Source organism: Pseudarthrobacter sp. LT1 (genome assembly GCF_035621795.1).
GTDB lineage: Bacteria > Actinomycetota > Actinomycetes > Actinomycetales > Micrococcaceae > Arthrobacter.
Window position 1 is genome coordinate 617,199 of record NZ_CP141830.1, and the last position, 25,365, is coordinate 642,563.

The 25,365-nt window shown below is 66.6% G+C and carries 24 protein-coding genes, 1 tRNA gene and 1 other RNA gene; 13 read left to right on the forward strand and 13 right to left on the reverse strand.

Features of this window, described 5'->3' with window-relative positions:
• Positions 1–2: 2 nt before the first annotated feature.
• Positions 3–1,037, reverse strand: coding sequence for an isopenicillin N synthase family dioxygenase (locus tag VIK36_RS03020; protein ID WP_255174321.1), 1,035 nt, complete (start codon positions 1,035–1,037; stop codon positions 3–5).
• A gap of 45 nt (positions 1,038–1,082) precedes the next feature.
• Between VIK36_RS03020 and VIK36_RS03025 the strand changes: the two genes are divergently transcribed.
• The 5 genes from VIK36_RS03025 (at position 1,083) to VIK36_RS03045 (ending at position 3,723) form a co-directional block, all read left to right on the forward strand.
• The gene (locus tag VIK36_RS03025) at positions 1,083–1,496 is read left to right on the forward strand and encodes an MmcQ/YjbR family DNA-binding protein (RefSeq protein ID WP_255174322.1); all 414 of its coding nucleotides are present in this window, start codon (positions 1,083–1,085) and stop codon (positions 1,494–1,496) included.
• Complete coding sequence (locus VIK36_RS03030; RefSeq protein ID WP_324644016.1) at positions 1,489–2,037, forward strand: DUF1990 domain-containing protein; 549 nt, start codon at positions 1,489–1,491, stop codon at positions 2,035–2,037. Before VIK36_RS03025 ends, VIK36_RS03030 begins: the two co-directional genes overlap by 8 nt.
• A complete protein-coding gene (locus tag VIK36_RS03035; RefSeq protein WP_255174324.1) occupies positions 2,034–2,354 on the forward strand; it encodes a putative quinol monooxygenase in 321 nt (106 codons plus the stop codon). Before VIK36_RS03030 ends, VIK36_RS03035 begins: the two co-directional genes overlap by 4 nt.
• 15 nt (positions 2,355–2,369) lie before the next feature.
• Entirely contained in the window at positions 2,370–2,663 is a 294-nt protein-coding gene (locus VIK36_RS03040) for a DUF503 domain-containing protein (RefSeq protein WP_159633515.1), read from the forward strand.
• Between the two features lie 118 nt (positions 2,664–2,781).
• The gene (locus VIK36_RS03045; protein ID WP_324644017.1) at positions 2,782–3,723 is read left to right on the forward strand and encodes a hypothetical protein; all 942 of its coding nucleotides are present in this window, start codon (positions 2,782–2,784) and stop codon (positions 3,721–3,723) included.
• A gap of 137 nt (positions 3,724–3,860) precedes the next feature.
• Here VIK36_RS03045 and purL read toward each other — a convergent pair whose 3' ends face one another.
• Genes purL through purS form a run of 3 tightly spaced genes read right to left on the reverse strand, consistent with a single transcriptional unit; the run spans position 3,861 to position 7,193 of the window.
• The gene (gene purL / locus VIK36_RS03050; protein WP_324644018.1) at positions 3,861–6,170 is read right to left on the reverse strand and encodes a phosphoribosylformylglycinamidine synthase subunit PurL; all 2,310 of its coding nucleotides are present in this window, start codon (positions 6,168–6,170) and stop codon (positions 3,861–3,863) included.
• Entirely contained in the window at positions 6,167–6,940 is a 774-nt protein-coding gene (purQ, locus tag VIK36_RS03055; protein ID WP_159633509.1) for a phosphoribosylformylglycinamidine synthase subunit PurQ, read from the reverse strand. Before purQ ends, purL begins: the two co-directional genes overlap by 4 nt.
• Position 6,941: 1 nt before the next feature.
• Positions 6,942–7,193: a phosphoribosylformylglycinamidine synthase subunit PurS gene (gene purS / locus VIK36_RS03060; RefSeq protein ID WP_015935902.1), complete on the reverse strand. Its 252-nt coding sequence runs from the start codon at positions 7,191–7,193 to the stop codon at positions 6,942–6,944.
• 270 nt (positions 7,194–7,463) lie between these two features.
• Here purS and VIK36_RS03065 point away from each other — a divergent pair, with 270 nt between their 5' ends.
• Both VIK36_RS03065 and VIK36_RS03070 read left to right on the forward strand, forming a co-directional pair.
• Positions 7,464–7,649 (forward strand): hypothetical protein, encoded by a 186-nt coding sequence (locus tag VIK36_RS03065; protein ID WP_159633506.1) that lies wholly within the window; start codon positions 7,464–7,466, stop codon positions 7,647–7,649.
• A 249-nt stretch (positions 7,650–7,898) separates the two neighbouring features.
• Entirely contained in the window at positions 7,899–11,030 is a 3,132-nt protein-coding gene (locus VIK36_RS03070) for a S8 family serine peptidase (protein WP_324644019.1), read from the forward strand.
• Between the two features lie 89 nt (positions 11,031–11,119).
• On the opposite strand, the gene VIK36_RS03075 is transcribed toward VIK36_RS03070, so the two are convergent.
• The 4 genes from VIK36_RS03075 to VIK36_RS03090 form a co-directional block, all read right to left on the reverse strand.
• Complete coding sequence (locus tag VIK36_RS03075) at positions 11,120–11,452, reverse strand: serine protease inhibitor (protein WP_324644020.1); 333 nt, start codon at positions 11,450–11,452, stop codon at positions 11,120–11,122.
• Positions 11,449–12,372, reverse strand: a complete 924-nt coding sequence (locus VIK36_RS03080) for a 3-methyladenine DNA glycosylase (protein WP_420716243.1) — start codon at positions 12,370–12,372, stop codon at positions 11,449–11,451. Before VIK36_RS03080 ends, VIK36_RS03075 begins: the two co-directional genes overlap by 4 nt.
• Positions 12,359–12,934, reverse strand: a complete 576-nt coding sequence (locus VIK36_RS03085) for an SSI family serine proteinase inhibitor (protein ID WP_324644021.1) — start codon at positions 12,932–12,934, stop codon at positions 12,359–12,361. The genes VIK36_RS03080 and VIK36_RS03085 overlap by 14 nt, the downstream gene beginning before the upstream one ends.
• A gap of 75 nt (positions 12,935–13,009) precedes the next feature.
• Positions 13,010–13,483, reverse strand: coding sequence for a MarR family transcriptional regulator (locus VIK36_RS03090; RefSeq protein WP_324644022.1), 474 nt, complete (start codon positions 13,481–13,483; stop codon positions 13,010–13,012).
• Between the two features lie 78 nt (positions 13,484–13,561).
• On the opposite strand from VIK36_RS03090, the gene VIK36_RS03095 reads away from it, so the two are divergent.
• On the forward strand, positions 13,562–13,798 hold the full coding sequence (locus tag VIK36_RS03095; protein ID WP_324644023.1) for a hypothetical protein: 237 nt from the start codon (positions 13,562–13,564) through the stop codon (positions 13,796–13,798).
• Between the two features lie 117 nt (positions 13,799–13,915).
• Positions 13,916–14,131 (forward strand): hypothetical protein, encoded by a 216-nt coding sequence (locus VIK36_RS03100; RefSeq protein ID WP_159633488.1) that lies wholly within the window; start codon positions 13,916–13,918, stop codon positions 14,129–14,131.
• An 83-nt stretch (positions 14,132–14,214) separates the two neighbouring features.
• Here the strand turns inward: VIK36_RS03100 and VIK36_RS03105 are convergent, their stop codons facing one another.
• From VIK36_RS03105 to ffs, 4 genes are all read right to left on the reverse strand, one after another.
• Positions 14,215–15,573 carry an aspartate kinase gene (locus VIK36_RS03105; RefSeq protein ID WP_224024744.1) on the reverse strand — a complete coding sequence of 453 codons (1,359 nt, stop codon included), beginning with the start codon at positions 15,571–15,573 and terminating at the stop codon, positions 14,215–14,217.
• Positions 15,574–15,794: 221 nt separating this feature from the next.
• The gene (gene recR, locus VIK36_RS03110) at positions 15,795–16,394 is read right to left on the reverse strand and encodes a recombination mediator RecR (protein ID WP_141158226.1); all 600 of its coding nucleotides are present in this window, start codon (positions 16,392–16,394) and stop codon (positions 15,795–15,797) included.
• A 73-nt stretch (positions 16,395–16,467) separates the two neighbouring features.
• Entirely contained in the window at positions 16,468–20,229 is a 3,762-nt protein-coding gene (locus VIK36_RS03115; protein ID WP_420716244.1) for a DNA polymerase III subunit gamma and tau, read from the reverse strand.
• 21 nt (positions 20,230–20,250) lie between these two features.
• Positions 20,251–20,347, reverse strand: an RNA gene (gene ffs, locus VIK36_RS03120) — signal recognition particle sRNA small type.
• Positions 20,348–20,740: 393 nt separating this feature from the next.
• Here ffs and VIK36_RS03125 point away from each other — a divergent pair.
• Positions 20,741–20,825, forward strand: a tRNA-Ser gene (locus VIK36_RS03125).
• A gap of 79 nt (positions 20,826–20,904) precedes the next feature.
• Here the strand turns inward: VIK36_RS03125 and VIK36_RS03130 are convergent.
• Positions 20,905–21,840: an oxygenase MpaB family protein gene (locus VIK36_RS03130; protein WP_255174333.1), complete on the reverse strand. Its 936-nt coding sequence runs from the start codon at positions 21,838–21,840 to the stop codon at positions 20,905–20,907.
• A gap of 185 nt (positions 21,841–22,025) precedes the next feature.
• On the opposite strand from VIK36_RS03130, the gene VIK36_RS03135 reads away from it, so the two are divergent.
• From VIK36_RS03135 to VIK36_RS03145, 3 genes are all read left to right on the forward strand, one after another.
• Positions 22,026–23,708 (forward strand): M23 family metallopeptidase, encoded by a 1,683-nt coding sequence (locus tag VIK36_RS03135; RefSeq protein WP_324644025.1) that lies wholly within the window; start codon positions 22,026–22,028, stop codon positions 23,706–23,708.
• A gap of 52 nt (positions 23,709–23,760) precedes the next feature.
• A complete protein-coding gene (locus VIK36_RS03140) occupies positions 23,761–24,273 on the forward strand; it encodes a glutathione peroxidase (RefSeq protein WP_255174334.1) in 513 nt (170 codons plus the stop codon).
• Positions 24,274–24,432: 159 nt separating this feature from the next.
• Positions 24,433–25,362, forward strand: coding sequence for a phosphodiesterase (locus VIK36_RS03145; protein ID WP_255174335.1), 930 nt, complete (start codon positions 24,433–24,435; stop codon positions 25,360–25,362).
• Positions 25,363–25,365: the final 3 nt, after the last annotated feature.

Genomic DNA, 25,365 nt, shown 5'->3' on the forward strand with positions numbered 1-25,365 from the left:
CATCAGCTGCGGCCCTGCATCAAGTGGGGATAATGCCGCTCTGTAACGTCAGGGTGCGCGCGCATACGGCCTTTGAGCATGTTCAGGCCGAAGGAAGCCAGCAGCGGGTTGGCGGGATCGTCCGTGATGCCGCGGGCCGCCGCCTTCAGCCCGGGAGCCAGCGGAACCGGTTCGATGACTGCATCGAGCCGGGGCGACCAGAAGAACGGTACCGAGTAGCGGTCCACACCCGGCGGCGGGGCCTGGACGCGGTGGATGGTGGCGGCGAGGTATCCCTCCGTGGCTACTTCCAGCATCTCGCCAAGGTTCACCACCAGGGCTCCGGGAAGGGGCTCCACGGGCAACCACTGGCTGGTGCCGGGCGGCAGTACTTCCAGGCCGCCCACGCCGTCCTGGAGCAGGAGGGTCACGAACCCGTAGTCGGCGTGCGAACCGACGCCCTGGTCACCGGCGGCTTCCACCACGCCGCCCACGTAGTGCACCAGCTTGCCCATCCACGCCGGGGTGTCCTGGAACGGTTCATCGAAGTAGTCCTCCGGCAGCTGCAGCGACACCGCGATGGCCCGCAGCAGCTCCATCCCTACCTCCGACATGAGTTCGGCCCATTCCATGGCGGCAGGCCTAAGCCCGGGGAACGCTTCGTCCGGCCAGAGGTTGGGCCCCTGCAGCAGCCAGAAGGGCTGGTCCTCCGGATAGTCCTTCACCGGCTCACGTTCCGGGGAGTAGTCGATCTGCTCCCTCGCGTCCGCCCGGCCCTGGGTCACTTCGGTGCCCATCCGGGTGTAGCCGCGGAAGTGCGGGGACAGCCGGTTGTCCAGCTTCATCCGTTCCTCAAGCGGCAGGCTGAAGAAGCGCCTGAGGAGGTCCAGCAGCTCTTCTGCCTGGCCAGGGCGGCCTCCGTAGCCGGTGATTTGGAAAAAGCCCACATCGTGGGTGGCATGCCGCAGCTGCTCGATGAACTCCGGGCTGAAGGGCCCGTAGGGCTGCCGTGCGGTACTCAGATCCAGAACAGGTATGGCTCCCTGGTCGCGTGACATCCTCGCAGACTAGCACCGTGCAGGCCTGCTTTATAGGCTTCCTTCATGGACCCAAACGCGCTGCGGACGATCTGCCTTTCGTTTCCGGGAGCCTACGAGGATTTTCCGTTCGGACCGGAAACATCGGTCTTCAAGGTCCGGGCCCACATTGCCGGCGGCACCCGCCATGAGGCCAAGCTGTTTGCCCTGTCATCCATGGATGAGGACGACTTCTACGTGAACCTGAAGTGCGAACCGGCGCTCGCGGTGCAGCTGCGGGCGGTGCACCCGGCGATTACCGGTGCGTGGCACATGAACAAGACCCACTGGAATGGTGTCCGCCTTGACGGTTCGCTGCCGGACACGATGATCAGGGACATGGTGGAGGACTCCTACGACCTTGTGGTGTCAGGCTTGAGTCGGAAGCAGCAGGAACAACTGGGGTGGGCCCGCCTCGGGAAGGAAGGCAGCATTGACTGACAAAGCAGCGGCCAGGCTGGACTACCCGGGAGTCGGAGGCACGGAACAAGGCACCGCTCCCGAGGGGTACGGCCGTGTCCTGGAGGAGGCGCGGCTGGGGACCGGACTGGACGTTTACCGTCGCGTGGCGAACGGCATCCTCGCCTGGGAGCTGCAGCGGCGGGCGGGGCTGCACGTCCGCGCAGACTCGCCGAAGGCTGTCCCCGGCGCACGCGTGGTGAGCGGATTCGGCGTCGGGCCCTTCCGCCTGCCGGCCCCCTGCCAGGTGGTGTGGGTCCATGAGCCGACGCCGGACGGTGTTCCGCAATCGGCGGGTTTTGGCTACGGGACGCTGCCCGGACACCCTGCCCGCGGGGAAGAATCCTTTGAAGTGGAGATTAACAACAAGGGGGAGGTGTGGCTGCGGATCCGGGCGTTCAGCAGGCCTGCCAACTGGTTCTACGCGGCCGGCGGCGTGGTCACCCGTGCGGCGCAGCGCTACGTTACTTCCCGGTACATTGAAGGGGCACGCAGTCTCGCCGCGGAAGGAAAATCCCAGTGATCTTTATTGTCGTCAAGTTCAAGGTCAAGCCCGAGTGGTCCGAGCGCTGGCCTGCCCTCGTGGCGGACTTCACCGAAGCCACCCGGAAGGAATCCGGCAACCTCTGGTTCGACTGGTCCCGCAGCCTGGACGACCCCAACGAATACGTCCTGGTGGAAGCCTTCAAGGACGACGCCGCCGGCGACCACGTCAACAGCGACCACTTCAAGAAGGCCATGGCGGACATGCCGCAGGCCCTCGCCGAAACGCCAAGGATCGTCAGCCGGCAGCTCGACGGCGATGGCTGGGACCGGATGGGCGAGCTCACCATCGACTAGGGGAGGTCCGGAGCCATGTGGATTGGCTGGATCGAGTTCGACATCCTCCTTGGCGACGTGCACAGCCTGAAGGAGAAACGGTCAGTCGTCAGACCGCTCCTGGCCGAGCTCAAACGCCGCTTTGAGGTGTCGGTCGCCGAGGTGGGGGATCACAGCCAGTACCGGCGCACGCAGCTCGGCGTCGGCCTGGTGGCAGCGGACCGGCCACACCTCATGGAGGTGCTTGCCGCCGTCGAACGCTTTGTGGCCGGCCGGCCCGAGATCGAGCTGCTCAGCGCCCGCCAACGCGAGCTCCACAGCGAGGACTGACCCCGCCGATTGCTGAGTAAACGCCCTTTTGGCGCCTCAAAAGGGCGTTTACGGAGCAGTCGATGGAGGGTGTGGATAACTTCTGCGGACATGCGGCTCCTTCTGCTCTGATGTAGCAATGAAGACTGCACGTCCGCTTCCTGAAGTACTTGAGGGCAGGCCCTTCACTGCGGCTGAGGCGGCAAGGGCGGGGGTCTCAGCCAAGCGCTTGAGGCATCGTTTCCTCAAAAGGCTTGGTAAGGGCATCAGAGCAGACGGCCCGACGGCGGAGCTTGCGTTGGCCATGCGGGTGGGGCCCTTCATCGAAGTCAATGAGCTGTGTGCTGCCTCGCACGTTACGGCCGCGGAGCTTCATTCGCTGCCGCAGCGGCGCCGGGACGAGGCCTTCGACGCTTTCCACCTCATCCGTCCCGAGGGCGCAGCCCACCTGGACCGGCCCCACGTCGTCGCGCACCGCATGAAGCTGTACGGGGACGAAGTCGCAACGATGGACGGGATTCCGGTCACCACGCCGGCGCGGACCTGGCTCGACATGGCCGAGCTGCTGTCCATCGATGAAATCGTGGCCATGGGGGATGCCTGCGTTCGCGTTCCGCGCCTCGAATTCGAGGGGCGAAGCATGCCGCTGTGCAGCCTGTGGGATCTGCAGCGGACGATTGACAGGCACCGGGGAAAGCGGGGACTCCGGAAGGCCAAGGAGGCTCTGGAACTCATCCGCGTCGGATCGGATTCTGCCCAGGAAACCATGCTCCGGCTCGCGATTGTCCGCGCGGGCCTGCCCGAACCTGAGCTGAACGTCCCGATCATCACTGAGGACGGCGTCAGGCACCATCAGCCGGACCTGTCCTACCGCAAATACAGGATCGGAATCGAGTACGAGGGCGAGCACCACGGCGAGGACAGCCAGATCGCCAGGGACATCACACGCTCCGAACGGTACGCCGCGTTGGGGTGGACTGAGGTCAGGATCTCCAAACGCCACATGGTCAACGATGCGAAACCGGCCGCGGCCAAAGTCCTTGTTGCCTTGGCCCAGGCCGGCTGGCGGAGGGGTCCTTAAAAACGATTGCTCCCCACCGGCTCCCGGCCTTCGCAAGCTCAGGCCGGGTCCCTCGCCGGTGGGGGCCCACGCAACCGCCGTTTTGAGGGTTCAAAAGGGCAGTTACGGAGCAGTCGATGGGTGGGTGCCGGTGGGGACTAGCCGAAGTACTTGGGCAGGGTTCCCTCGTGGGCTTCGCGGAGGGCGTCAAGGGAGAGGCTCTCCACGCCGTTGATCTCCAGCTTGCCGCTGGCAGCGTCCACTACGCCGATGCGCGTGTGCGCGAAGCCGCGGGCGGTGCACATGTCGGTGAAGCGGACTTCCTCGGACCGCGGGACACCCACAATGGCGCGGCCCTGGGACTCGGAGAAGAGCGCCGTGAACAGGTCCACGCCGTCCCGGTCCATGATGTCCTGCAACGCGATCCGGGCGCCCACGCCGTAGCGCAGCGAGGACTCAACCAGCGCAGCCGCGAGGCCGCCCTCGGAGAGGTCGTGCGCGGAGTCAATCATGCCGTCGCGCGAAGCGTTGATCAGGATCTCGCCCAGGGCGCGTTCTGCCTCAAGGTCAACCTTGGGCGGCTGCCCGCCCAGGTGGTCGCGCATGTTGGCCCACTCGGAACCGTCCAGCTCGGCGCCTGTGGTGCCCAGCATGTAGATGGCCTGGCCATCTTCACGCCAGCCCGACGGCGTGCGGCGCGCGACGTCGTCGAGCTTGCCCAGGACTGCCACCACGGGGGAGGGGTGGATGGGCGTGGTACCCGTCTGGTTGTACAGCGAGACATTGCCGCCGGTGACCGGGATGCCCAGCACCATGCAGGCGTCGGACAGGCCGCGGATGGCCTCTGCCAGCTGCCACATGACGTCCGGATCCTCCGGGGAACCGAAGTTCAGGCAGTCGCTGACGGCCATGGGAATGGCGCCCGCGGTGGCGACGTTGCGGTAGGCCTCGGCCAGTGCCAGCTGCGCGCCGTGGTACGGGTCCAGGTAGGTGTAGCGGCCGTTGGCGTCGGTGGCCAGGGCCACGCCCAGGCCGGATTCCTCGTCAACGCGGACCACGCCGGCGTCGTCGGGGAACGCCATGGAGGTGTTGCCGCCCACGTACCGGTCGTACTGGTTGGTGATCCAGGACTTGGAGCACATGTTCGGCGACGCCACGAGCTCAGTCACGGCCGCAGCCAGCTCAGCCGGAGCGGCCGGGCGGCCGGCATCCTGCACCGAACCGGTGAAGGTGTCGGCCTGGACGGAATCCTGCCACTCGGGACGGGCGAACGGGCGGTCGTAGACCGGGCCGTCGTGCGCCACGGTGCGGGGATCGACGTCGACAATCACGTCGCCTTCCCAGGTGATGATGAGGCGGCCGGTGTCGGTGACCTCGCCCAGCCAGGAGTACTCCACGGCCCACTTGTCCATGACGGCCTCGAACGCTTCCACGTTCTCCGGGGTGACCACGGCCATCATGCGTTCCTGCGACTCGGACATCAGGATTTCGCCCGGGGTCAACGTGGGGTCGCGCAGCAGGACGGAGGTCAGCTCAACCTGCATGCCGCCGTCGCCATTGGAGGCGAGCTCGGACGTGGCGCAGGAGATGCCCGCCGCGCCAAGGTCCTGGATGCCTTCCACCAGGGAGCCCTTGAACAGCTCCAGGCAGCACTCGATGAGGACCTTCTCGGCGAAGGGGTCGCCCACCTGCACCGCGGGGCGCTTGGAGGGCTTGGAGTCGTCAAACGACTCGGAGGCGAGCACGGACGCGCCGCCGATGCCGTCGCCGCCGGTGCGTGCACCGAACAGGACCACCTTGTTGCCCTTGCCGGAGGCGTTGGCCAGGCGGATGTCCTCGTGGCGCATGACGCCCACGGCGAGGGCATTGACCAGCGGGTTGCCCTGGTAGACGGAGTCGAACACCATCTCGCCGCCGATGTTGGGCAGGCCCAGGGAGTTGCCGTAGCCGCCGATGCCGGCCACGGCGCCGTGCATCACGCGCGCGGTGTCCGGGTGGTCGATGGCGCCGAAGCGCAGCGGATCCATCACGGCCACCGGGCGGGCACCCATGGAGATGATGTCGCGGACAATGCCGCCGATGCCGGTCGCGGCACCCTGGTAGGGCTCAACGAACGACGGCGAGTTGTGCGATTCGATCTTGAAGGTCACGGCCCAGCCGTCCCCCAGGTTGGTCACACCGGCGTTTTCGCCGATGCCCACCAGCATGTCCTTCTTCATTTCCTCGGTGACCTTCTGGCCGAACTGGCGCAGGTGGTTCTTGGAGGACTTGTAGGAGCAGTGCTCGCTCCACATGACGGAGTACATGGCCAGCTCGGCGCCGGTGGGGCGGCGGCCCAGGACCTTGACGATCTCATCGAACTCGTTCTGCTTCAGGCCCAGCTCGGCCCAGGGCAGCTCGGTGTCCGGAGTCTTTGCAGCGTTCTCGACGGTGTCGATGTTGAACTTCTTGGTGGTTTCGGTGGTCACTTGTCGCCTCCCACAATCTTGTTCAGTACGGAGGTGAAGAAACCGAGTCCGTCGGTGTCGGACCCGCCGATGCCGTCCAGCGACTCGGGGCCGAAGCCCGGTTCCACGGCGTGCTCCGGGTGCGGCATGAGGCCCACCACGTTGCCTGCGGCGTTCGAGATACCGGCGATGTCGCGGCGCGAGCCGTTCGGGTTGAAGCCCACGTATCGGAAGACGACGCGGCCCTCGGCCTCAAGGGCGTCCAGGGTTTTTTCGTCGGCGATGTACTGGCCGTCCTGGTTCTTCAGCGGGATCGTGATTTCCTGGCCCGCTTCGTAGTCCAGGGTCCACGCGGTGTTGCTGTTCTCAACGCGCAGCACCTGGTCGCGGCACAGGAATTTCAGGTGGTCGTTCTTGATCATCGAACCGGGCAGCAGGTGCGACTCGGTGAGGATCTGGAAGCCGTTGCAGATGCCCAGGACGGGCAGCTTGGCGTCGGAGTTCGCGGCGTCGATGATTTTGGACATCAGCGGCGCGAAGCGGGCGATGGCGCCGGCACGGAGGTAGTCACCGTAGGAGAAACCGCCGGGGATGACCACAGCGTCCACGTCACCGAGCCCGGTGTCGCCGTGCCAGAGTTCGACGGCGGTGGCACCGGCCAGGCGCACGGCGCGGGCAGCGTCCCGGTCGTCAAGGGTGCCGGGGAAGGTAACGACGCCGATCCGGGCGCCGGCAAGGCGCGGCTCCGCCGCGACGGCGACAGCCTCGCCAATCAGGGGAAGTTCAGTCATCTCAGGCCTCGACGACCTCGACGTTGACGACGTCCTCGATCACCGGGTTGGACAGGAGGGTTTCGGCGGCGTCGCGGGCCTGGGCCAGGATTTCCTCCGTCACCTCGCCGTCGACCGTCAGTTCGAAACGCTTGCCCTGGCGGACAGAGCTGAAGCTGGTGAAGCCCAGCCGGGGGAGAGCGCCAACGATTGCCTTCCCCTGCGGGTCCAGAATCTCGGGCTTGGGCATGACGTCAACAACGATCCGGGGCATCCGGCAACTCCTGTGCGTGAGCTTGGGTAAGGGCGCAGCGGAGTGGTGCCGTCTCACGCCGTACCGGGGGTGCCGGGGACAAAGGGTCACCTGCGTTGGTTCACCATGAGGTCGGGCGCTCCGCGAGCTTGCTTTACCATTCTACCGGCCCGGGCGCATCCCTTTGAATCGCGGGGTTCTGTGCAGCGGAGCCGCACAAAACTCCGGGGCCGCAGGGCCGTTCTTTGGCAGGTTCTGGAGTTGCCGGGAGGCCTTCACTAGGATTGCTGGATGGCTGAGAATTCGAAGTCCGTGCTGTTGCCGGTGGTTGCCGCTGCCGTGTTCGCCGGTCTGGGCCGGATGGTGTTCCAGAAGGTGAAAGCGGACCGGCTGGCCCGCGAGACCCGGGTTGCCGGACCCGTGGATGAAAAGACCAGGCAATGGATCAGTGATGTGGTGCGCACTCCCCGGCAGTAGCGCGGGCAGGCTTCCTCCGCTCCTTGCAGGGCGTCCTTCGGGGCGCCCTTTTTTAGTTCCCTAATCCTTCAGGGGTCCCCGTATGACAAGCGAAATTTTCCTGAATGTGCCCTATGTCATATCGCGCTATCAGTCTGTACTCTGTGAACAGTCTGGTCGCGGCAAATTACAAAACCTGTAATTCCCTCTGCAGTGCCAGTCATTGGGGCGCCCACCAAGTATGGGCCGCACATCGTGAAAGGGTTGCACGTGAAATCAACTGGAAAGAGCCCTTCGCGGGCTGGGGGACTCCGGAAGGCGGCCGCGCTGGCCGTCGGGCTGCCCCTGATCCTCAGCTCGCTGGCCGTGGCTCCCGCTTCGGCGGCGCCTGCCGTCCAAGGCCCGGGAAATGTTTCCTCCAGCGCAAAGGACAGTCAGTTCAAGGACGGCCGGTACATCGTGGTACTCGCCGGCCCGGCCGCCGCGGCATACGAAGGGGGAGCTGCAGGGCTTGGTGCGACCAAGCCCCAGCTGGGCAGGAAGCTCGACGCCGGCAGTCCCAACTACAAGGCGTACGACGCCCACCTGCGCAACCAGCAGCGGGACGTTGCAGCGGCCCAGGGCGTCACCCCCGCCAAGCAGTACACCGCAGCCCTTAACGGGTTCACAGCGGAACTGACCGCGGTGCAGGCCGCCGCACTGTCCAAGGACAGCAGGGTCCTGGCCGTGGCACCGGACGTCGAGAACAAGCCTGACTACACCACCACGGACTTCCTCAAGCTCACCGGCCCCGACGGCGCATGGGCCCAGCAGTTCGGCGGCGAAGCCAAAGCCGGCAAAGGCGTCGTGGTGGGCGTTATCGACTCCGGCTACGCGCCGGACAACCCCTTCCTCCAGGGCGAACCGCTGAAGCCGCTGCAGGGCGACCCTCAGGTCGGCGTTCCTTACCGCACCGGTGACGGCAGGATTGCCATGCTCAAGGCGGACGGCACCACCTTCGAGGGCGAATGCCAAAAAGGCCAGGGGACCGGGGCATCCTTTGACGGATCCCTCTGCAATTCCAAGGTCATCGGCGCCCGCTATTTCGCGGATTCCTTCCTTCAGTACGTGCCCCCGGCAGAGCGTGCCCCGGAAGAGCAGATCTCCCCGGTGGACGTGGGCAGCCACGGCACGCACACCGCCACCACGGCCGCCGGCAACGCCAACATCGAACAGGTGATCGACGGAGCCAGCTTCGGAAAGAGCTCCGGCATAGCCCCCGCCGCCAAGGTTTCGGTCTACAAGGTCTGCTGGGAGGATACGAACCCGGACACCGGCGGCTGCTACTCCTCGGCGTCGGTTGAGGCCGTGGACGCAGCCATCAAGGACGGCGTCGACGTCCTGAACTATTCCATTTCGGGCAACAACAACAGCACCACCGACCCCGTGGCACTGGCATTCCTGAACGCTGCGGCCGCCGGGATCTTTGTCTCGGCCTCCGCGGGAAACTCCGGCCCCACGGCCTCCACGGTGAACCACGCGTCCCCGTGGCTGACCACGGTTGCTGCGTCCACCTTCCCCAGTGACCTCCTGGGAACGGTCAAGGTGTCCGACGGGTCGCTGTACCGCGGCGCGTCGATCATGAAGTCCGAAGTGGCGGACAAGCCCGTTGTCGTAGCTGCTGCTGCGGCCGCCCCGGGCGCGGCCAACCCCAACCTCTGCGGTCCGGGAACCCTTGACGCCGGCAAAGTGGCCGGCAAGGTAGTCGTCTGCGACCGCGGCGTGGTGGACCGGACCGCCAAGAGCCAGGAAGTCCTGGCCAAGGGCGGCGTGGGCATGATCCTGGTCAACCTCACCAGCAGCTCCGAGGACGCGGACAACCACGTCATTCCCACCGTCCACGTCAACGCCCCCAAGAGCCTGGAACTGAAATCCAAGCTGGAAGCCAACCCGGCGCTGACCGTCAGCCTGGTCAAGGGCGACCTGACCGGCCTGCCCCCGGCAGCCGCACCCCAGATCGCCGGCTTCTCATCCCGCGGACCCACCCTGGCATCCGGCGGTGACCTGCTGAAGCCGGACATCTCTGCCCCCGGCGTGAACGTCCTGGCCGGCGTCTCCACCATCGGCAACCACGGCGCCCAGTTCGGATTCATGTCCGGTACTTCCATGGCAGCCCCGCACATCTCCGGTTTCGGCGCCCTGGTGCTGGGCAAGCAGCCCAAATGGACCCCCGCCAGGGTGAAGTCCGCCATGATGACCACCGCCTATCCGCTGGTCAACGCCGATGGCACCCCCAACACGGATCCCTTCCAGGGCGGCGCCGGCCACATCGATTCCACCCGGGTGCTGGATCCCGGACTGGTCTACGACTCCGGCATCCAGGACTGGCTTGGCTTCCTGAACGGACAAGGGGTGCAAACCGGGGCGCCAGAGGCAGGCACCATTGCTGCCCGCGACCTCAACCTGCCCTCGATCGCCCTGGGCAGCCTGGTTGGAGAGGTCCAGGTGAAGCGCAAGGTGACCGCACTGGTGCCGGGCATGTACCGTCCCGAGGTGAACATGCCGGGCTTCAGCGTCAACGTCGAACCCAAGGCCCTGAACTTCGCCAAGCCCGGCCAGACCCGTGACGTAACCCTGACCATCCGGAACGTCAGCGCACCAATGGGCAAATTCAGCACCGGAAGCCTCACCTGGAAGGGTCCCCGGACGGTGACGTCACCAATCGCCATCCGTCCCGTCGACGCCCAGATCGCCCCGTCCTTCTCCTTCAGCTCGGCTACGGGCACCGGCAGCGGCACCATGGAACTTGTCTCCGGCTCGGACAATCCCATCGCCGTAGGCGTGGAAGGACTGGCGCCGCTGGGCCAGACCGCCATCACCAAGACCCCGGGCGCGTATGCCCCGACGAATGATGCGCACAACGCCCTGGTCCAGGTAAACGTGCCCGCCGGCACGTCGTTTGCCCGGCTCGGCATCCAGGCGCAGTCGAACGACGTCGACTGGGACATGGTGGTTTACGCGCCGAACGGAGCGGGTGGCCTCGCGGCCACCCAGGTGGCAACGGCATCCGCCAGTGAGTTCCTGGACTTGGAATCACCCCGTCCCGGAACCTACTACGTGGTGGCCAACCTGTACGCCACACCTGACAACGGCCCCGCCACTGCCTCCGTCCAGGCCGTGACATTTGCGGGGGACGCGGGCAATCTCACGGTGAACCCGAACCCCATCCTGGCGCCGAACGGAACCGCCACCTCGGCGACGCTGCACTGGACCGGCCTTGCTGAGGGTTCCTACCTCTCACGGCTGAGCCTTGGCAGCAACGGCATCAAAACGTGGGTGAACGTACAGGTGGGACCGGGCTCCGCGCCCGCCCCGGCCGGCGCTCCCCAGCTTGGCCTGGCGCAGGCGGTACCCGCCGCCTGACCGGGAAGACATGGGGGGAGGTCCCGGGTGGTCGTCAGGCCACCCGGGACCTTTTTCGTTCCGGCCGCTTTCGTTCCTGCCGCAGGAAGCTACGTGGCCGTCCCGCCCAGCAGGGGGCCCATGGCCTTCCAGCGTGCGATTTCGCAGCCGTCGGTACGGGAGAAGGTCGATTGGACGGCACGCCCTCGGTATGTGCCCGTGACCACGGCAACCTGCGGGCCCCCGTACTGCTGCGTGCACAATTTGGGCGGCCCCGGCTTGGGGAAAAAAATGTCTTCGCCGAACCGCTCCACGGCGGCAATGGCCGCCACGGGCTCGGGCAGGGTGGTCCCGGCAGCCGGGTGCCCGTCCTTTGATACCAGCCGGAACACGTGTTCGGGAGCGTCGGGGTGGTCTCGGATGCTGATGGTCAGGTCTATCACCGTGGCACTCCTTCCGCGATGACCCCGAGCTCCGCTGCCAGCCGTTCGCGCAGGGCACCCGCTTCCGCTGCGAAAGAGCGTTGGTGCTCAACATAGGCGGCCTTGCCATGGGGCGTCTCAATGGGGATGGCGGGATACCCCCAGTCGGCCAGGTCGTACGGCGATGCCTGCATATCCATGGCCCTGATCCGCCAGGACAGTTCGAAGCAGTCCATCACCAGCTCGCTGGGCAACGCCGGCAGCAGTTTGTAGGCCCATTTGTAGAGGTCCATGTTGGCATGGAGGCATCCCGGCTGCTCCATGTGCCGCTGCGATTCCCGGCTGGGTGAATGCTCGTTGAGCGGGATGGCGTCCGGGGTGTAGAACCGGAAAGCGTCGAAGTGGGTGCAGCGGATCCTGTTGTCCTCCACCACCTTGTCCGTACCGGCCGCACCCAGCCGCAGCTGCAGGTATTCATGGCGGAGGTCGAACTTGTCCTGGCGGTAGACCATGGCCCACTCGTGCAGGCCGAAGCAGCCAAACTGCGCCGGCCGGGCGGCGGTCCCGCGGAGGATGATGCCGGCGAAGGCCACTGCATCCCTGCGGTCGGCCAAAAAGGCGTGCCGGTCGAAGGTGACCGCGGTGCTTCCTGCAGGCAGCCCCAGGGAGGCAAGCTCGCCGTCGTCGAGCGTCCGGTAATGCTTCCAGCCGAGCCGCCCGGCTGCCTGGGCGCCGGTGAGGACGTCGCCGGCACCCGGGTGCCAGCGCTTCAGCTGGCCGGGTTTCCGGGTGTAGTAGGTGAAGAGGAAGTCCTCCACCGGGTGTTTCTGTCCCGTGGACCGCCGGGCCAGGTATGGATCGGCATAGCGGCTGACGCGCTGCAGGTGGGCCTCTTCCCTTGCCTGCGCACTGTCCGCCGCCAGGAGCTTAAGAGGCTCCACCGGATGCGCCCAATACGTCCTTGGCAGCGTCCCATGTGCTGATCTCGCATCCGTTGGTCCGCGAAAACTTTGAATCCACGGCGATGCCGTCCACCATGCCCGTGACGGCGGCCGTCTGGGGGCCGCCATACTGCTGGGTGCAGGGCTGCGAGGTTCCCGGTGCGGCCGGAGCTGCGATGGCCGGATTGGCTTTCAGGGCCGCGCACGCGGCAGCTGCGTTGGGATGGCTGCTTTCCGCGGCCGGCTCGCCTGAGGAGCAGACCAGGGTGTAGTTGACTTCGGGCGCGCCCGGGGACGGCACCAGGGTGATGGCGAGTTCAGCGTTCCCCTGCCCCGGGCCATTGCCAGGCCGTGACGTGGCGGGCGCAGGAGCCGGCACTGACGTTTCGGTGTCGGGGGAGGGGGCTGCGGAGCCCGCGGGAGAGCTTCCCGGGGCCGTGGAGGTTGAAGCGGAGGAAGGCGCTGTTGCCGTGGACGTGCCGCTGTCAGGAGTGCCGCTGCAACCGGAGATCAGCCCAGCGCCGACCGCCAGGAATGCCGCGAGCATCCGAAATTTCCGCATCAGGCCACCTCTCCTTCGTCCAGTAATTCTAGTCGCTTGGCGTACGGCGGCAGGTTTCCGTTTGGCCGCAATCATTCACTGGGAGGTGGCGGCGATCAGTCCCATCATTGACGCGTGCAGTTCGGTGACCTGCCCGCGGGTCAACCCCAGACGCTCCATCATGGTCCCCGGCACCTGGAGCGCCTGCTCCCGCAGGGCGGCGCCTTTGGGTGTCAGTTCGACGGCGAGGGCGCGCTCATTGCCGTCCGCACGGCGCCGGGTGATGAGTTCCGCTGCTTCCAGCCGGCGCAGAAGCGGGGAGATGGTGGCCGGTTCCTGGGCCAGGGCTTCACTGATGTTCCGGACAGTGCGGGGGCTGTCTTCCCACAGGCAGAGCATTACCAGGTACTGCGGGTGGGTGAGGTTGAGCTTCTCGAGCACGGGCTTGTAGGCGCCCACCACGCTGCGGGCAGCCACGGTAAGCGCAAAGCAGAGCTGATGCTCGAGCAGCAGGTCTTCCTCGTGGGCTGAGTCGGTTTCTTTTGAGTCCGTTGCCGCTGTGGCAGTCATTGGTCCTCCGATTGTTAGTGCACTAATGATTAGTGTACATTGGTGTTAGGTTGGATAGTGAGTGGAAGGAACCTCTTCATGGGCAGGTCCGCGGACAAGGGCAACGCCTCCCAGCGCTTCATGCGCGCCACCGGGAAGTTGAGGGCCGTATTCGGTCCCGCCAACCGCACCGCGCTGGCGCATGACATGACGGACGAGAACCGCCGCCTGCTGGCCCAGCGCCAGGCGGAGACCCAACAGTGGGAGACCATCACCAGGCCGGACGGCAGCACCTATGTAGTGCCGCGGAATCCTGAAGACCGCTCCCTGCGGTAGCGATTCCTTCGCTTTACGCCGGAGCCTTTTCCGCGTCCCGGGCATAAAATGGGGGCACTGGCTCCTGCCGGGGCCGGCTGCACTTTCGCCCGATGGTCGGGAAGGGGGTGGAAAACAGTGGCACATGTCCTTACCAGTTTCATGGGCCTGACTGACAGGCTGCGCTTCGTCTTTGGTCCTGCCACCCGACTGGACGCCGACGCGCCCGTGGTGCACAAACACGACGAATTCGAGCAGGCCTCCGAAGAGGACCTTTCGCATTTTGTGGTGGAAACCGACTCAACCGGCCACCACTACGCGGTACGCCGCGAAGATTTGGAACGCGAAACCTGATTCATCCTGGATGCTTCCAGAGACAGAAAAGCCGGGCTGCCTTCTCCTTTTGGGGAAAGGGCAGCCCGGCTTTTCGTTGGCGATCAGCGGCCGGTGCCGCCGTATACCGTCGCTTCGCTTTCGGTGTCGAGCCCGAATGCCTTGTGGATGACCCGCACGGCCTCGTCCAGCAGATCGGCGTGCGTGACCACCGAGATGCGGATTTCTGAGGTGGAGATCATGTTGATGTTGATGCCGGCGTCGGAGAGTGCCTTGAAGAACGTGGCGGAGACGCCGGGGTGGGACCGCATGCCGGCACCGATCAGGGACAGCTTGCCGATCTGCTCGTTGTATTCGATGGCCTCGAAGCCGATCTGGTCCTGCGCGGCGTGCAGGGCGGCCAGGGCATCGGCACCTTCAACGATGGGCAGGGTGAAGGAGATATCGGTCTTGCCCGTGCCGTGCGTGGACACGTTCTGGACGATCATGTCGATGTTCGAGTGCGCGTCGGCGATGACCTGGAAGATTGCGGCGGCCTTGCCGGGGATGTCGGGGACGCCGACTACGGTGACCTTCGCTTCGGAACGGTCATGCGCAACGCCGGAGATGATTGGCTGCTCCAAGGCAACTCCCTCTTGAGTGGTGATCTTGTCGTCGGCGCTGGGGATGACCCAGGTGCCTTCATGCTGGCTGAATGAGGAGCGGACGTGGAGCGGGACGCCGAAGCGGCGGGCATATTCCACGCAGCGCAGGTGGAGGATCTTGGCGCCGGAGGCCGCGAGTTCCAGCATCTCCTCGCTGGAGATCGTGTCGATCTTCTGGGCTGACGGGACCACGCGCGGATCGGCGGTGAAGATGCCGTCCACGTCGGTGTAGATCTCGCAGACATCCGCTTCGAGGGCTGCCGCGAGTGCCACGGCCGTGGTGTCGGAACCGCCGCGGCCCAGCGTGGTGATTTCATTGGTGGCCCGGGTCATGCCCTGGAAGCCTGCCACGATGGCGATGTTGCCCTTGTCCAGGGCGGTGCGGATGCGGTGGGGGTCGACGTCGATGATCCGTGCCTTGCCGTGGATGCCGTCGGTAATCATGCCGGCCTGGGACCCGGTGAAGGACTGCGCGGAGGCGCCGAGCTTGTTGATGGCCATGGCCAGCAGCGCCATGGAAATGCGCTCGCCGGCAGACAGGAGCATGTCCATTTCGCGGGCGGGGGCGGAGTCGGTCACCTGTGCGGCGAGGTCCAGGAGCTCGTCGGTAGTGTCGCCCATTGCCGAGACGACCACCACGACCTCGTTGCCGGCCTGCTGGGCATCAACGACGCGCTTTGCAACGCGCTTGATGCCGTCAGCGTCCGCGACGGAGGAGCCGCCGAACTTCTGCACAATGAGTTGTTTGGTCACCGCGCCGGAGGCGGGTGCCGCCAGCGGCTGTGTTGCGTTGTGCACTTCGGTGGTGGGCGTACTCATGCGCGTACCTTCATCGGATCAATTGGAGTTCTGGAGGCCAGGCAGCCTGACGCTGGACGGCGCGGCTTTCCTGCACAGTTTATCGCCGCCCCCGGAGGGACGTTGAATTGTGACCACATTCCGGCCATGGGGTGCCGCGCCAGCCGCGGACAGGGCTGTGGACAGGGCCGCGCCACGTCCGGCCCGGCGAGGAGTACGACGGCGGGAGGCCGCCGAGTGCCTCAGCCCAGGGCGTTCCGGCGTCCTTCGAAGGCGCGGCCCAACGTGACCTCGTCGGCATACTCCAGGTCGCCGCCCACGGGAAGCCCGGAGGCAAGGCGGGTCACTGCGATGCCGATCGTCTTAAGCATCCGGGCCAGGTAGGTGGCCGTTGCCTCACCCTCCAGGTTGGGGTCGGTGGCGATGATGACTTCCTGGATCTCACCGTCGTTAAGCCGGGTGAGCAGTTCGCGGATCCGCAGCTGCTCCGGTCCCACACCCGCGATGGGATTGATGGCCCCGCCCAGCACGTGGTACCGGCCACGGAACGAACGGGTGCGCTCCACCGCCAGGACGTCCTTTGACTCCTCCACGACGCAGATCACGGCGGGGTCGCGGCGGGGATCGCGGCAGATGTTGCACAGCTCCTGCTCCGTGACGTTGCCGCAGACGGTGCAGAACTTCACCCGTTCCTTGACGGTGGTGATGGCCTCAACCAGCCGCTTCATGTCCTGGGGGTCGGCTTCAAGAATGTGGAATGCCAGCCGCTGTGCGGACTTGGGCCCCACGCCCGGAAGGCGTCCAAGCTCATCGATCAGCTCCTGGACAGCACCTTCGTACACGTTTCCCTCTTTAGCTTGGTGTGAATAGCGGATGGATCAGTCAGATGGCAATGCCCGGCGGCAGGCCGGGCCGTCAATAGCGTGGCGTAACCGGGCTTCCGTCCAGGGACCGCTCCTCGATCAGTTTCCCGCCCAGGATGCGTTCGACGGCGGCCCGGCCGAAGACACCTGACTCCTCGATGGTTTCATCGTCGGCGCTTGGTATGTCCTGGACGTAGGCACTCGGGGTGGCGGCGGCCCTGGCCGGCGCCTTGGCGCGTCCTGCCTCAGCTTCGGGGCTGTTGGACAGCCGCTGATACAGGCTTTGCCGTGTTTCCGTTCGTCCGGCCGCCGGTGCAGAAGTCCCTGCAGAAGCCGGCGCGGCATTTCCTGGCTGTGGCCGGGAGGGTGTGGCCGGTGCCTGCGTAACGGAGGCATGCGCCACCGCCGCCTGTGCACCCGGTGCCTGGGAAGCGGTTGCCTGTGTAACCGGTGCCTGAGCAACAGTGGCCTGGGCAGCGGAAGCATGTGTGACCGGTGCAGGTGCGGCGGCCGCCATGGCGAATTCGGGTACCGGAGCGTGGTCCGGGGACTGGGCCTGGTACGCACCCGCAGCCGGCTCCGTCCGGCCGGGGCCGAAAACTGCCCCCGCGGCCCAGTCTGGCCCCGCTGCCGCAGCAGCCGTGGCCGTCGAGGCCACGGGAATGGAGGGCGGCACCTGGGCGGTTGCGGGCTCGTAATGGGGGACGGCGGCGGACGCCCCAATGTTGTCATTCGCGGATGCAGGTGTTGGCTTGGCGCCGACGTTGCTTTTGTCTCCCACTACCCATATTCCGGGTGCCTGTTCCACGGCCCGGGTCCAGGGATCGTGGGCGGCACCAGCATGCTGGGAAGCCGGTTGGCCAGCGGGTTGGGAAGCGGTGCTAGAGCCTGGCCCGCCGGGCGCAGTCCCCTGGGGGCGCGCGGCAGCTGCAGGGTGGGCGCCGTCTGCCGCCTGGTCGATGCCAGTGGCAGGGGAGGGTGGTGCCGTCCGGTTGCCCGGACGGGCGGAGGGCTCCCAGTCCATGGGGGGTTCCTCATCCAGCGGGGGAGCGTCCTCATCCCGCGGCGGTCCCCAATCGTCATCAGAGTAGGAGTAGTCGCCTCCGGCAGGCGGGTACGCGGGGTGTGCGGAATTCGTGCCGGAGGTGTCGGCAGCGGTTCCTGCAGCCCGGGCGCTGGCACCGGCGGTGGCACTGGTGCCAGACCCCGCAGGATCCATGCCGTGGTTGCCCCGCGCGTTGGCGTCGGCCGCCGGGCGTGCCCCCGGAGAGGTGGCAGCCGGAGAGGTTGCGCCCGGAGAGGTGGCACCTGCAGGGGCGGCCGTGGGTGCGGCCGAAGGGCTTGCGGCGACAGCGGAACTTCCCGAACTGCCGTAAGGGGCGGTGCTTCGCGCGGCGGGGGTGCTGCCGGCAGCGGCCGGGCTTCCGGAACTACCGCTCAGCGGCATTCCGGTGCACGCCGCTGCTGCGGGTACGTGAACCGCTGGGGATGCCTGGGCTGGGGCTGGGGCTGGGGCTGGGGCCGGGGCAGGAGCCAGGCCCCAGGCAACGTCAGCTGAGGTGGCCGGAACCACCGGGCTGGCGGGAACTTTTGGGTTTGGCTCAGAGCTCGCTTGGCTGGCGCCGCCGGCAACCGCTTGGATCTGGCAGTCGATGCCGACGGTCTTGTGGATGGCCTGGCGCAGGTTGTCCGAATGGTCCGCCCTGCCGAAGGCGCCGGCAAGCCCGGACGTGGTGAAGGACAGGGTCAGGACACTGCCGTCGAACGCCTGGACCTGCGCATTGGGTTCAACGAGGGCCCAGGTGCTGCGCTTGATTTTGGACAGTGCCTGCAGGACATCCGGCCAGGCCCTGCGAAGGACCTCCACGTCGCCCGTGGCCGGGGGGTTGGCTGGGGCGGACCCGCCGGGTGCTTGGTGGTGCGCTGCGGGAGCCTGATGGACAGGGGCCTGCGGTCCTGGCACCTGCTGGCCTGGCATTTGAGCGCCGGGGGAGTTGCTGCCGGGCCCGTGGGTGGCAGGCACCTGGTCGCTTGGGGCCTGCGGCCGGTCCGGGACGCGGGGCGCAGCGGACTGGCTGGGCGCTGGCCGGTCTTCCTGTCCCCGCGGCGCTGCATTGTCGTGGCCCTGCGGCGCTGAGTTGTCCTGGCCCTGCGGCACTGCCTTGTTTTGCGGCGCTGAAGAGGCCCGCTCGGCGGGGTTGATGGTCCCCGCGCCTGCGGCAGAACCTTGGGAGCCCTGTGGTGTCCGGGGCCGGGACGGTTCCTCGACGGGCCAGTCGCTGGTGCTGACCCGAGGTGGTGTCAGGGGACTGCGGGCGCCGTCAGAGGCGGGAGCACCCTGTCCGTCCCCGGAACCGGGCATAGCGGGAGCCGCCGGTCCGGCCTGGGCCGACGCGGATTGGGCAGGGGCAGCCTGGGCTGCGGAAGAGTGGGCCGCAGCAGTATTGGCAGAAGGCTCCGGGGCGGCCGAGTCGTGCGCGCGCTGGGAATCCAGCGGGGAACCGGCGGGAGTGGCAGCTGGTGCCGTTGGCTGGACTGCCGTTGGCTGGACTGCCGCCGCTGGTACCTCCGCCGATGCCGGCGTAACCGTGGCGGGAGCGCCGACGTCGTTTCCGGCGTAGTTCAACCGCCGTTCCACCCGGTCGATCCGGGCTGCCATGCCGCGCTCATTCTGTTCAGCGCTGGGCAGCAGGATCCGGGCGCACAGAAGTTCCAGGTGCAGCCGGGGGGACGTGGCCCCGGTCATTTCGGTCAGGGCCGTGTTGGTAACATCAGCGGCCCGGGAAAGCTCCGCCGCGCCAAGGTTATGGGCCTGGTTCTGCAGCCGCGCGATCTGGTCCTCCGGCATCCCGCGCAGGATGGCGTGGGCGCTCTCGGGCATGGCCTGCACGATGATCAGGTCGCGGAAGCGCTCCAACAGGTCCTCTACAAACCGGCGGGGATCGTGGCCGGTCTGGATGACCCGGTCCACCGCGCGGAAAACGGTGGCGGCATCGGAAGCAGCCACGGCTTCCACGACGTCGTCCAGCAGTGAAGCGTGGGTGTAGCCGAGCAGGGCCACGGCGAGCTCATAGTCCAGCCCGTTGGGTCCGGCGCCTGCCATGAGCTGGTCCAGGACGGAGAGCGAATCGCGGACGGAGCCGCCGCCGGCGCGGATGACCAGAGACAGGACGCCAGGGGCGACAGGAACGTTTTCCTGGCGGCACAGGAGCTCCAGGTACGCCATCAGGGGCTCAGGCGGCACCAGCCGGAACGGGTAGTGGTGCGTCCGGGAACGGATGGTTCCAATGACCTTGTCCGGCTCCGTGGTGGCGAAGATGAACTTGATGTGTTCCGGCGGCTCTTCCACGATCTTCAGCAGGGCGTTGAACCCGGCGGAGGTGACCATGTGGGCTTCGTCGATGATGAAGATCTTGTAGCGGTCCCGCACCGGGGCGTAGGTGGCGCGCTCGCGGAGGTCCCTGGCGTCGTCAACACCGCCATGGCTCGCGGCGTCAATCTCGATGACATCAAGGGAACCTGAACCGCCACGGGCCAGTTCAACGCAACTGGGGCAGGTCCCGCAGGGGGTGTCCGTGGGCCCTTGGGCGCAGTTAAGGCAGCGGGCCAGGATGCGGGCGGACGTGGTCTTGCCGCAGCCCCTGGGGCCGGAGAAAAGGTAGGCGTGGTTGACGCGGTTTTTCCGCAAAGCCGTCATCAGCGGCTCGGTGACATGCTCCTGGCCAATAACGTCAGCGAACGAGTCGGGACGGTATCTGCGGTACAGGGCGGTAGTAACTGTCACAGAGAAAACCCTACCAATCCGGGCTGACATCATGCCGCCCTGTGGGGGAATAGTAAAGACCCCCCATGCACCCGCCAGAGCCCGTCTACCCTTGCTACCTTCCGGTCCTGGGGGAGTTCAACAGGATGACGCCACATGAGGGGCCGTCAGATACTTTACCCGAACATTCGGTCCGACTCGAATCGGACCCGGCGCCGCCGGCGGAGGCCCTGGCCCGTTGCCGGTGCCCTGCCCGTGGATGCCCGGGTACGGATGTCCATTGCTTATCCCCGCCCCAGCCGGGATCATGGCTATGTACACCGATTGGGGCAATCTCAAGGTTGTGAGCTGCGTGGCCTGGCTTAATGGGGCTGGACCCGGCAGCTCAACGGTGCACCAGGGAATGGGCGCATTGGGGGCGTCCATTTTCAGGTTAAGGCAACCATCGCCGTACCCCTTTGAGGCGGGATGCGGCCGGCAAAAAACCGATGCCGGATGGGCCAATTGGGCGATGCGGAAAACTTCAGGTAATCTAGTACCTGCTTTTGATTCAGAAGCAGTTGGAGAATTCGCCTAGCGGCCTATGGCGCACGCCTGGAACGCGTGTTGGGTTAACGCCCTCGGGGGTTCAAATCCCCCATTCTCCGCCGGTCAAGAACCCGGCCCCGGTAACCCGGGGCCGGGTTCTTGCTTTTTCCGCCTCCGTTACAGCCTTCTGGTTGGTGGTCAGGCCAGATCTGCCAGCGGTTCACCAAGCCGCCTCAGGCGCTGCCTCGCTGCTGTTTCGCTGGGACCCATCCCCCTCCGGGGACCGCCCAGGGCCAGGTGGACGACGCCGAGCACCACCTTTGTGGTTAACCGCACGGGCAGGGGAAACGGGCCCAGCCGTGGAAGAGAGAGCCCCAGCATCTGGCGGTACCGGGGTTCCAGGCTGTAGACCGCAGCGGCAAACAGGATCCGGTAGCCAGGCTTCAGCAGCGGATGCAGGGGCGCATTGCGGATGAACTCCACCGTCTCCTTGACGCGGCCGTCCGCCCGCAGCTCGCCCTGCGCGTACCAGCGTTCCAGTTGGCTGCGCATCTGCGCTTCCGTCAGCGGCGGGTCTTCCACACCCATCAGCCGCCCGGCCTGGGCCCACTCCCGCACGTAGGCGTCCTGGCCGCCTGGGATGGGGCTGCCCCAAATTCTGTGGGCTGCGAGGAAGCCGTCCGTGAAGGCCAGATGGATCCAGTTGGCCAACCCGGGATCGTTGGCACTGTAGGTGCGCACTTCGCCGTCGTTGTCCTTGTAGTTGCCCTGGACAGGCTCATGCAGGCGGCGGACGCGCCGTGTTGCCTCCTCCGCGGCGTCCGTGGATCCATAGGTCACCGTAAAGATCCAGCGGATGGTGTTGGCCAGCCGGCGCAGGGGATCGTCACGGAAGTTGGAGTGCTCGTGCACCCCCGCCAGCGCGCCGGGATGGAGCGACTGCATGAGCAGCGTGCGGATTCCACCCACGATGGGCGTCATGGAGCCGTGCACCGCCCACACTGCCGAGCCGGGCAGGTGGTAGCCCACGTCGTCGCCCTCGGCCAGCTTGAGCGTCCAGTCCGGCGGGGCGTCGGCCCTGCCCGAGAAGGTCTTCTTGATTTCGTCCTGCCAGGTACGAAGGACATTGCGCATGAGACATTGTTGCCCATTTGCGCCACGCACGGCTGGATCCGGCAGAGACGCGCAGCTCCGGCCCCTAACGACCCACAAAAAACCCGCATTGTCCGGCTACGGGGTTTCCACGCCTGCGGTCCTGTGGTCCCATGGGACATACCGTCGAGACACCGTGCGGCAGGCCACGTCGTGGAGTCAGTCAATTGGGCAAGAATTCCGTGCCCGGCAACAGCAAGCCGGACCAGCGTACCCTTCCCCCCGTTGCCCGGGCCGTTGCTGCTGCCGGCGTGCTGGCGGCGTCCGTCTGCGCCGTCAACCTTTCCGCCGGCTCCGCTGAACCGCCACAGTTGGCGCGATCGGTTGCCGGAACCGGCACCACTCAGGGCAGTGCCGCCCCGTACGGAACGTCCGGAACGGCGAAGCTCCGGGAAGGGCACAGCGAACCAGCCCCCACGGCAACAGACCAGCTTGGCGCCGCTGCCCTTCCGCCGGCCATCTTCTCCAATCCACCTGTGGCATTGGCCTTCCCGCACACGTCCATTGGCGGCGTCGACCAGAGCGCCAGGGCGGCCCTCACGCTGGGCCCGGCCGGTGCCGGCAGGCCCTTGCCCGGCTTCCTCATGGCGCCCCTGCAGCTACTGGACCCGAGCTCGCCGTTCGGGTTCCGGGTCAGCCCGATCAGCGGGGCAGCGGGAGACTTCCACCTGGGCCAGGATTACGCAGCCCCCTGCGGAACTCCCGTCTACGCCGCTGACTCCGGTGTTGTGCGGGCGGCCGGCTGGCACCCCTGGGGCGGCGGCAACCGGATTGAGATTGACCACGGCGACGGGCTCATCACCACCTACAACCACCTCGAATCCATTGGTGTGCACACCGGCGACCAGGTGCGGGTGGGCCAGGTCATCGCGCGTGTTGGGACCACCGGATGGTCCACGGGCTGCCACCTGCATTTCGAGGCAATCCTGAATGGCCGCTACACCAACCCCTTGAGATGGAACTTCCTCCAGCTCCGTGCAGTGGACCAGGCCCTTCCGGCTAAGATGGTTTCGTACGTGCCCGGCACGGGGTTGTCCGGCGGCAGGATCAGCTGGACCATCCCCCTCCAGGTTGACCCGGGAGACGGACTCCCCGCAGCCGGGCTTCAGGTTTCACCCTTCCCGCCGCTTTTCGTACCAGGCCCGGCACCCTCGCCATCCCAGGCAACGGGCATCGTGCTGCCCGCTCCGAACGTGCAGTTGACGACGACGGGCCCGCCGGCCGCTGAACCGTCGGTAAGTGCCGCGCCGCCTTCGCCCGCGGCGGCACCCAGCGATCCGTCGACGATCCCTGCAAGCCCAACGCTGGCTCCGTCACCGACCGAGCCATCGCCGTCGCCCGCTTCGCCAACCCCTACTTCACCAAGTCCCACGCCGACGCCCGCTCCGACGCCGACGCCCGCTTCGCCAACCCCTACTTCACCAAGTCCCACGCCGACGCCCGCTTCGCCAACCCCTACGTCACCAAGTCCCGCGCCGACGCCTTCGCCGTCTCCCACTGACCCTGCCAGCCCAACGCCCACGCCGACGCCCACGACTTCACCGACTCCCGTCCAGCCCACACCCACCGAACCGGCTCCGGCGCCATCGCCGGTTGAGCCTGGGCCCGCTCCGGCCCCCGCACCCGAACCCGCCCCGGCTCCTGCTCCGATTGAGACCGCACCTGCGCCCGCCCCGGCCCCCGCTCCCGCCCCCGAACCGGTGCCAGCACCGGTTGAGCCCGCCCCGGCACCCACCACTGCCGCCCCGGCGCCTGCCCCAACCCTCCCGCCCGCGGAGCCTGCCCCAACGCCGACCCCAACCCCCACCCCTACGTCGACTGAACCAGTACCGACGGCGCCCCCGGCCTAGGGAATTTGCACCCGGAACCCGTACGGCGCCCCGCCGGCACCGAATCCCTTGCATGAACATCTCTCCTCTGACACGCAGCCAGCGACCCCTCTATCCGATCCCGCTGATCCTGAACGATGGCACCAGGACAAATTTCGGCCAGTTCAAGGGAAAAGTGGTGTTGGTGGTCAACGTGGCGTCCAACTGCGGCTTCACGCGGCAGTACGCCGCCCTGGAGGCCCTCTACGGCAAGTTCCGCGACCGGGGGTTCGAGGTCCTGGGCGTTCCGTGCAACCAGTTCGCTGGGCAGGAGCCCGGGACCGACAGCGACATTGCGGACTTCTGCGAACGGAATTTCGGTGTCACGTTCACGTTGACGGCCAAGGCAGAGGTCCGCGGCAGAAACCAGCACCTGCTCTATTCAGAGCTCACCAAGTTCAAGACCGGGCTGCTGCCGGGGCTGGTGAAGTGGAATTTCGAGAAGTTCCTGGTCAACCGCGAGGGGGACGTGGTGGCGCGGTTCGCCCCCACGGTCGAGCCCGACTCGCCAGAGATCCTCGACGCCATCGAGCAAGCGCTCGGATAAAGGGTGGCCGGCCGAATTTGCCCTGCAAAAGCGCAGTTCTTTTAACTTTTTCCACATCAGCGGCGGAGATTTACCCCATGTTTGCCAAATGTCTGATTGGATAAATATTACTGAAGGGTACAAGGGAAGAACGGCTTCCCACCGACCATAGAGGTAGCAATGGAGCACATCGAGGCCGAACATCCCCGGCCACGCCACTTCCTACTCCACCTGAGTGATCCCCACCTGTTGGGAGGTCCAGAACCCCTCTACGGAACCGTCGACAGCGAAGCCAGGCTCGCCCAGCTCTTCGATGAAGTCAAAGCGTCCGGGGCCAGGCCGGAGGCCGTGATCTTCACGGGCGACCTTGCCGACAAGGGCGATGCCGGGGCGTACGTGAAGCTTCGGGCCATCGTTGAGCCGGCCTGCAAGGAAATGGGCGCCCAGGTCATCTGGGCCATGGGAAACCATGACGACCGGGCCAACTTCCGCAGGGGACTCCTTGACCAGCCGGGCAGTGACGAGCCGGTGGACCACAGCTACTTCATCAACGGGCTGCGGGTCATCACCCTGGACACCACGGTCCCGGGTTTCCATCATGGCGAGCTGAGCCCGGCGCAGCTGGAGTGGCTGGCCCGCCAGCTGGAAACTCCTGCCCCGGACGGCACCATCCTGGCCCTCCACCACCCTCCGGTCCCGTCAGTGCTGGACCTCTCGGTGCTGGTTGAACTGCGCGACCAGGCGTCCCTGGCCGCAGTGGTGCGTAATTCGGATGTCCGCACCATCCTTGCGGGCCACCTGCACTACTCCACGACGGCGAGCTTCGCCGGCGTTCCCGTCTCGGTGGCGTCGGCTTCCTGCTACACCCAGGACCTGAACGTACCTGTGGGCGGGACCCGCGGCCAGGACGGCGGCCAGGCGTTCAACCTGGTGCACGTGTATGAACACACCATCGTGCACTCCGTGGTGCCGATGGGCAGTGCCCCCACCGTTGGCGAGTATGTGTCTCCCGAAGAGACCGCCCGGCGGCTGGAGGCTGCCGGGATCCGGATCCCGGAAACCACCAAGCAACGCGGCAGCACCAAGCTCGGGGTGCCTACCAGGCGGTAGCAC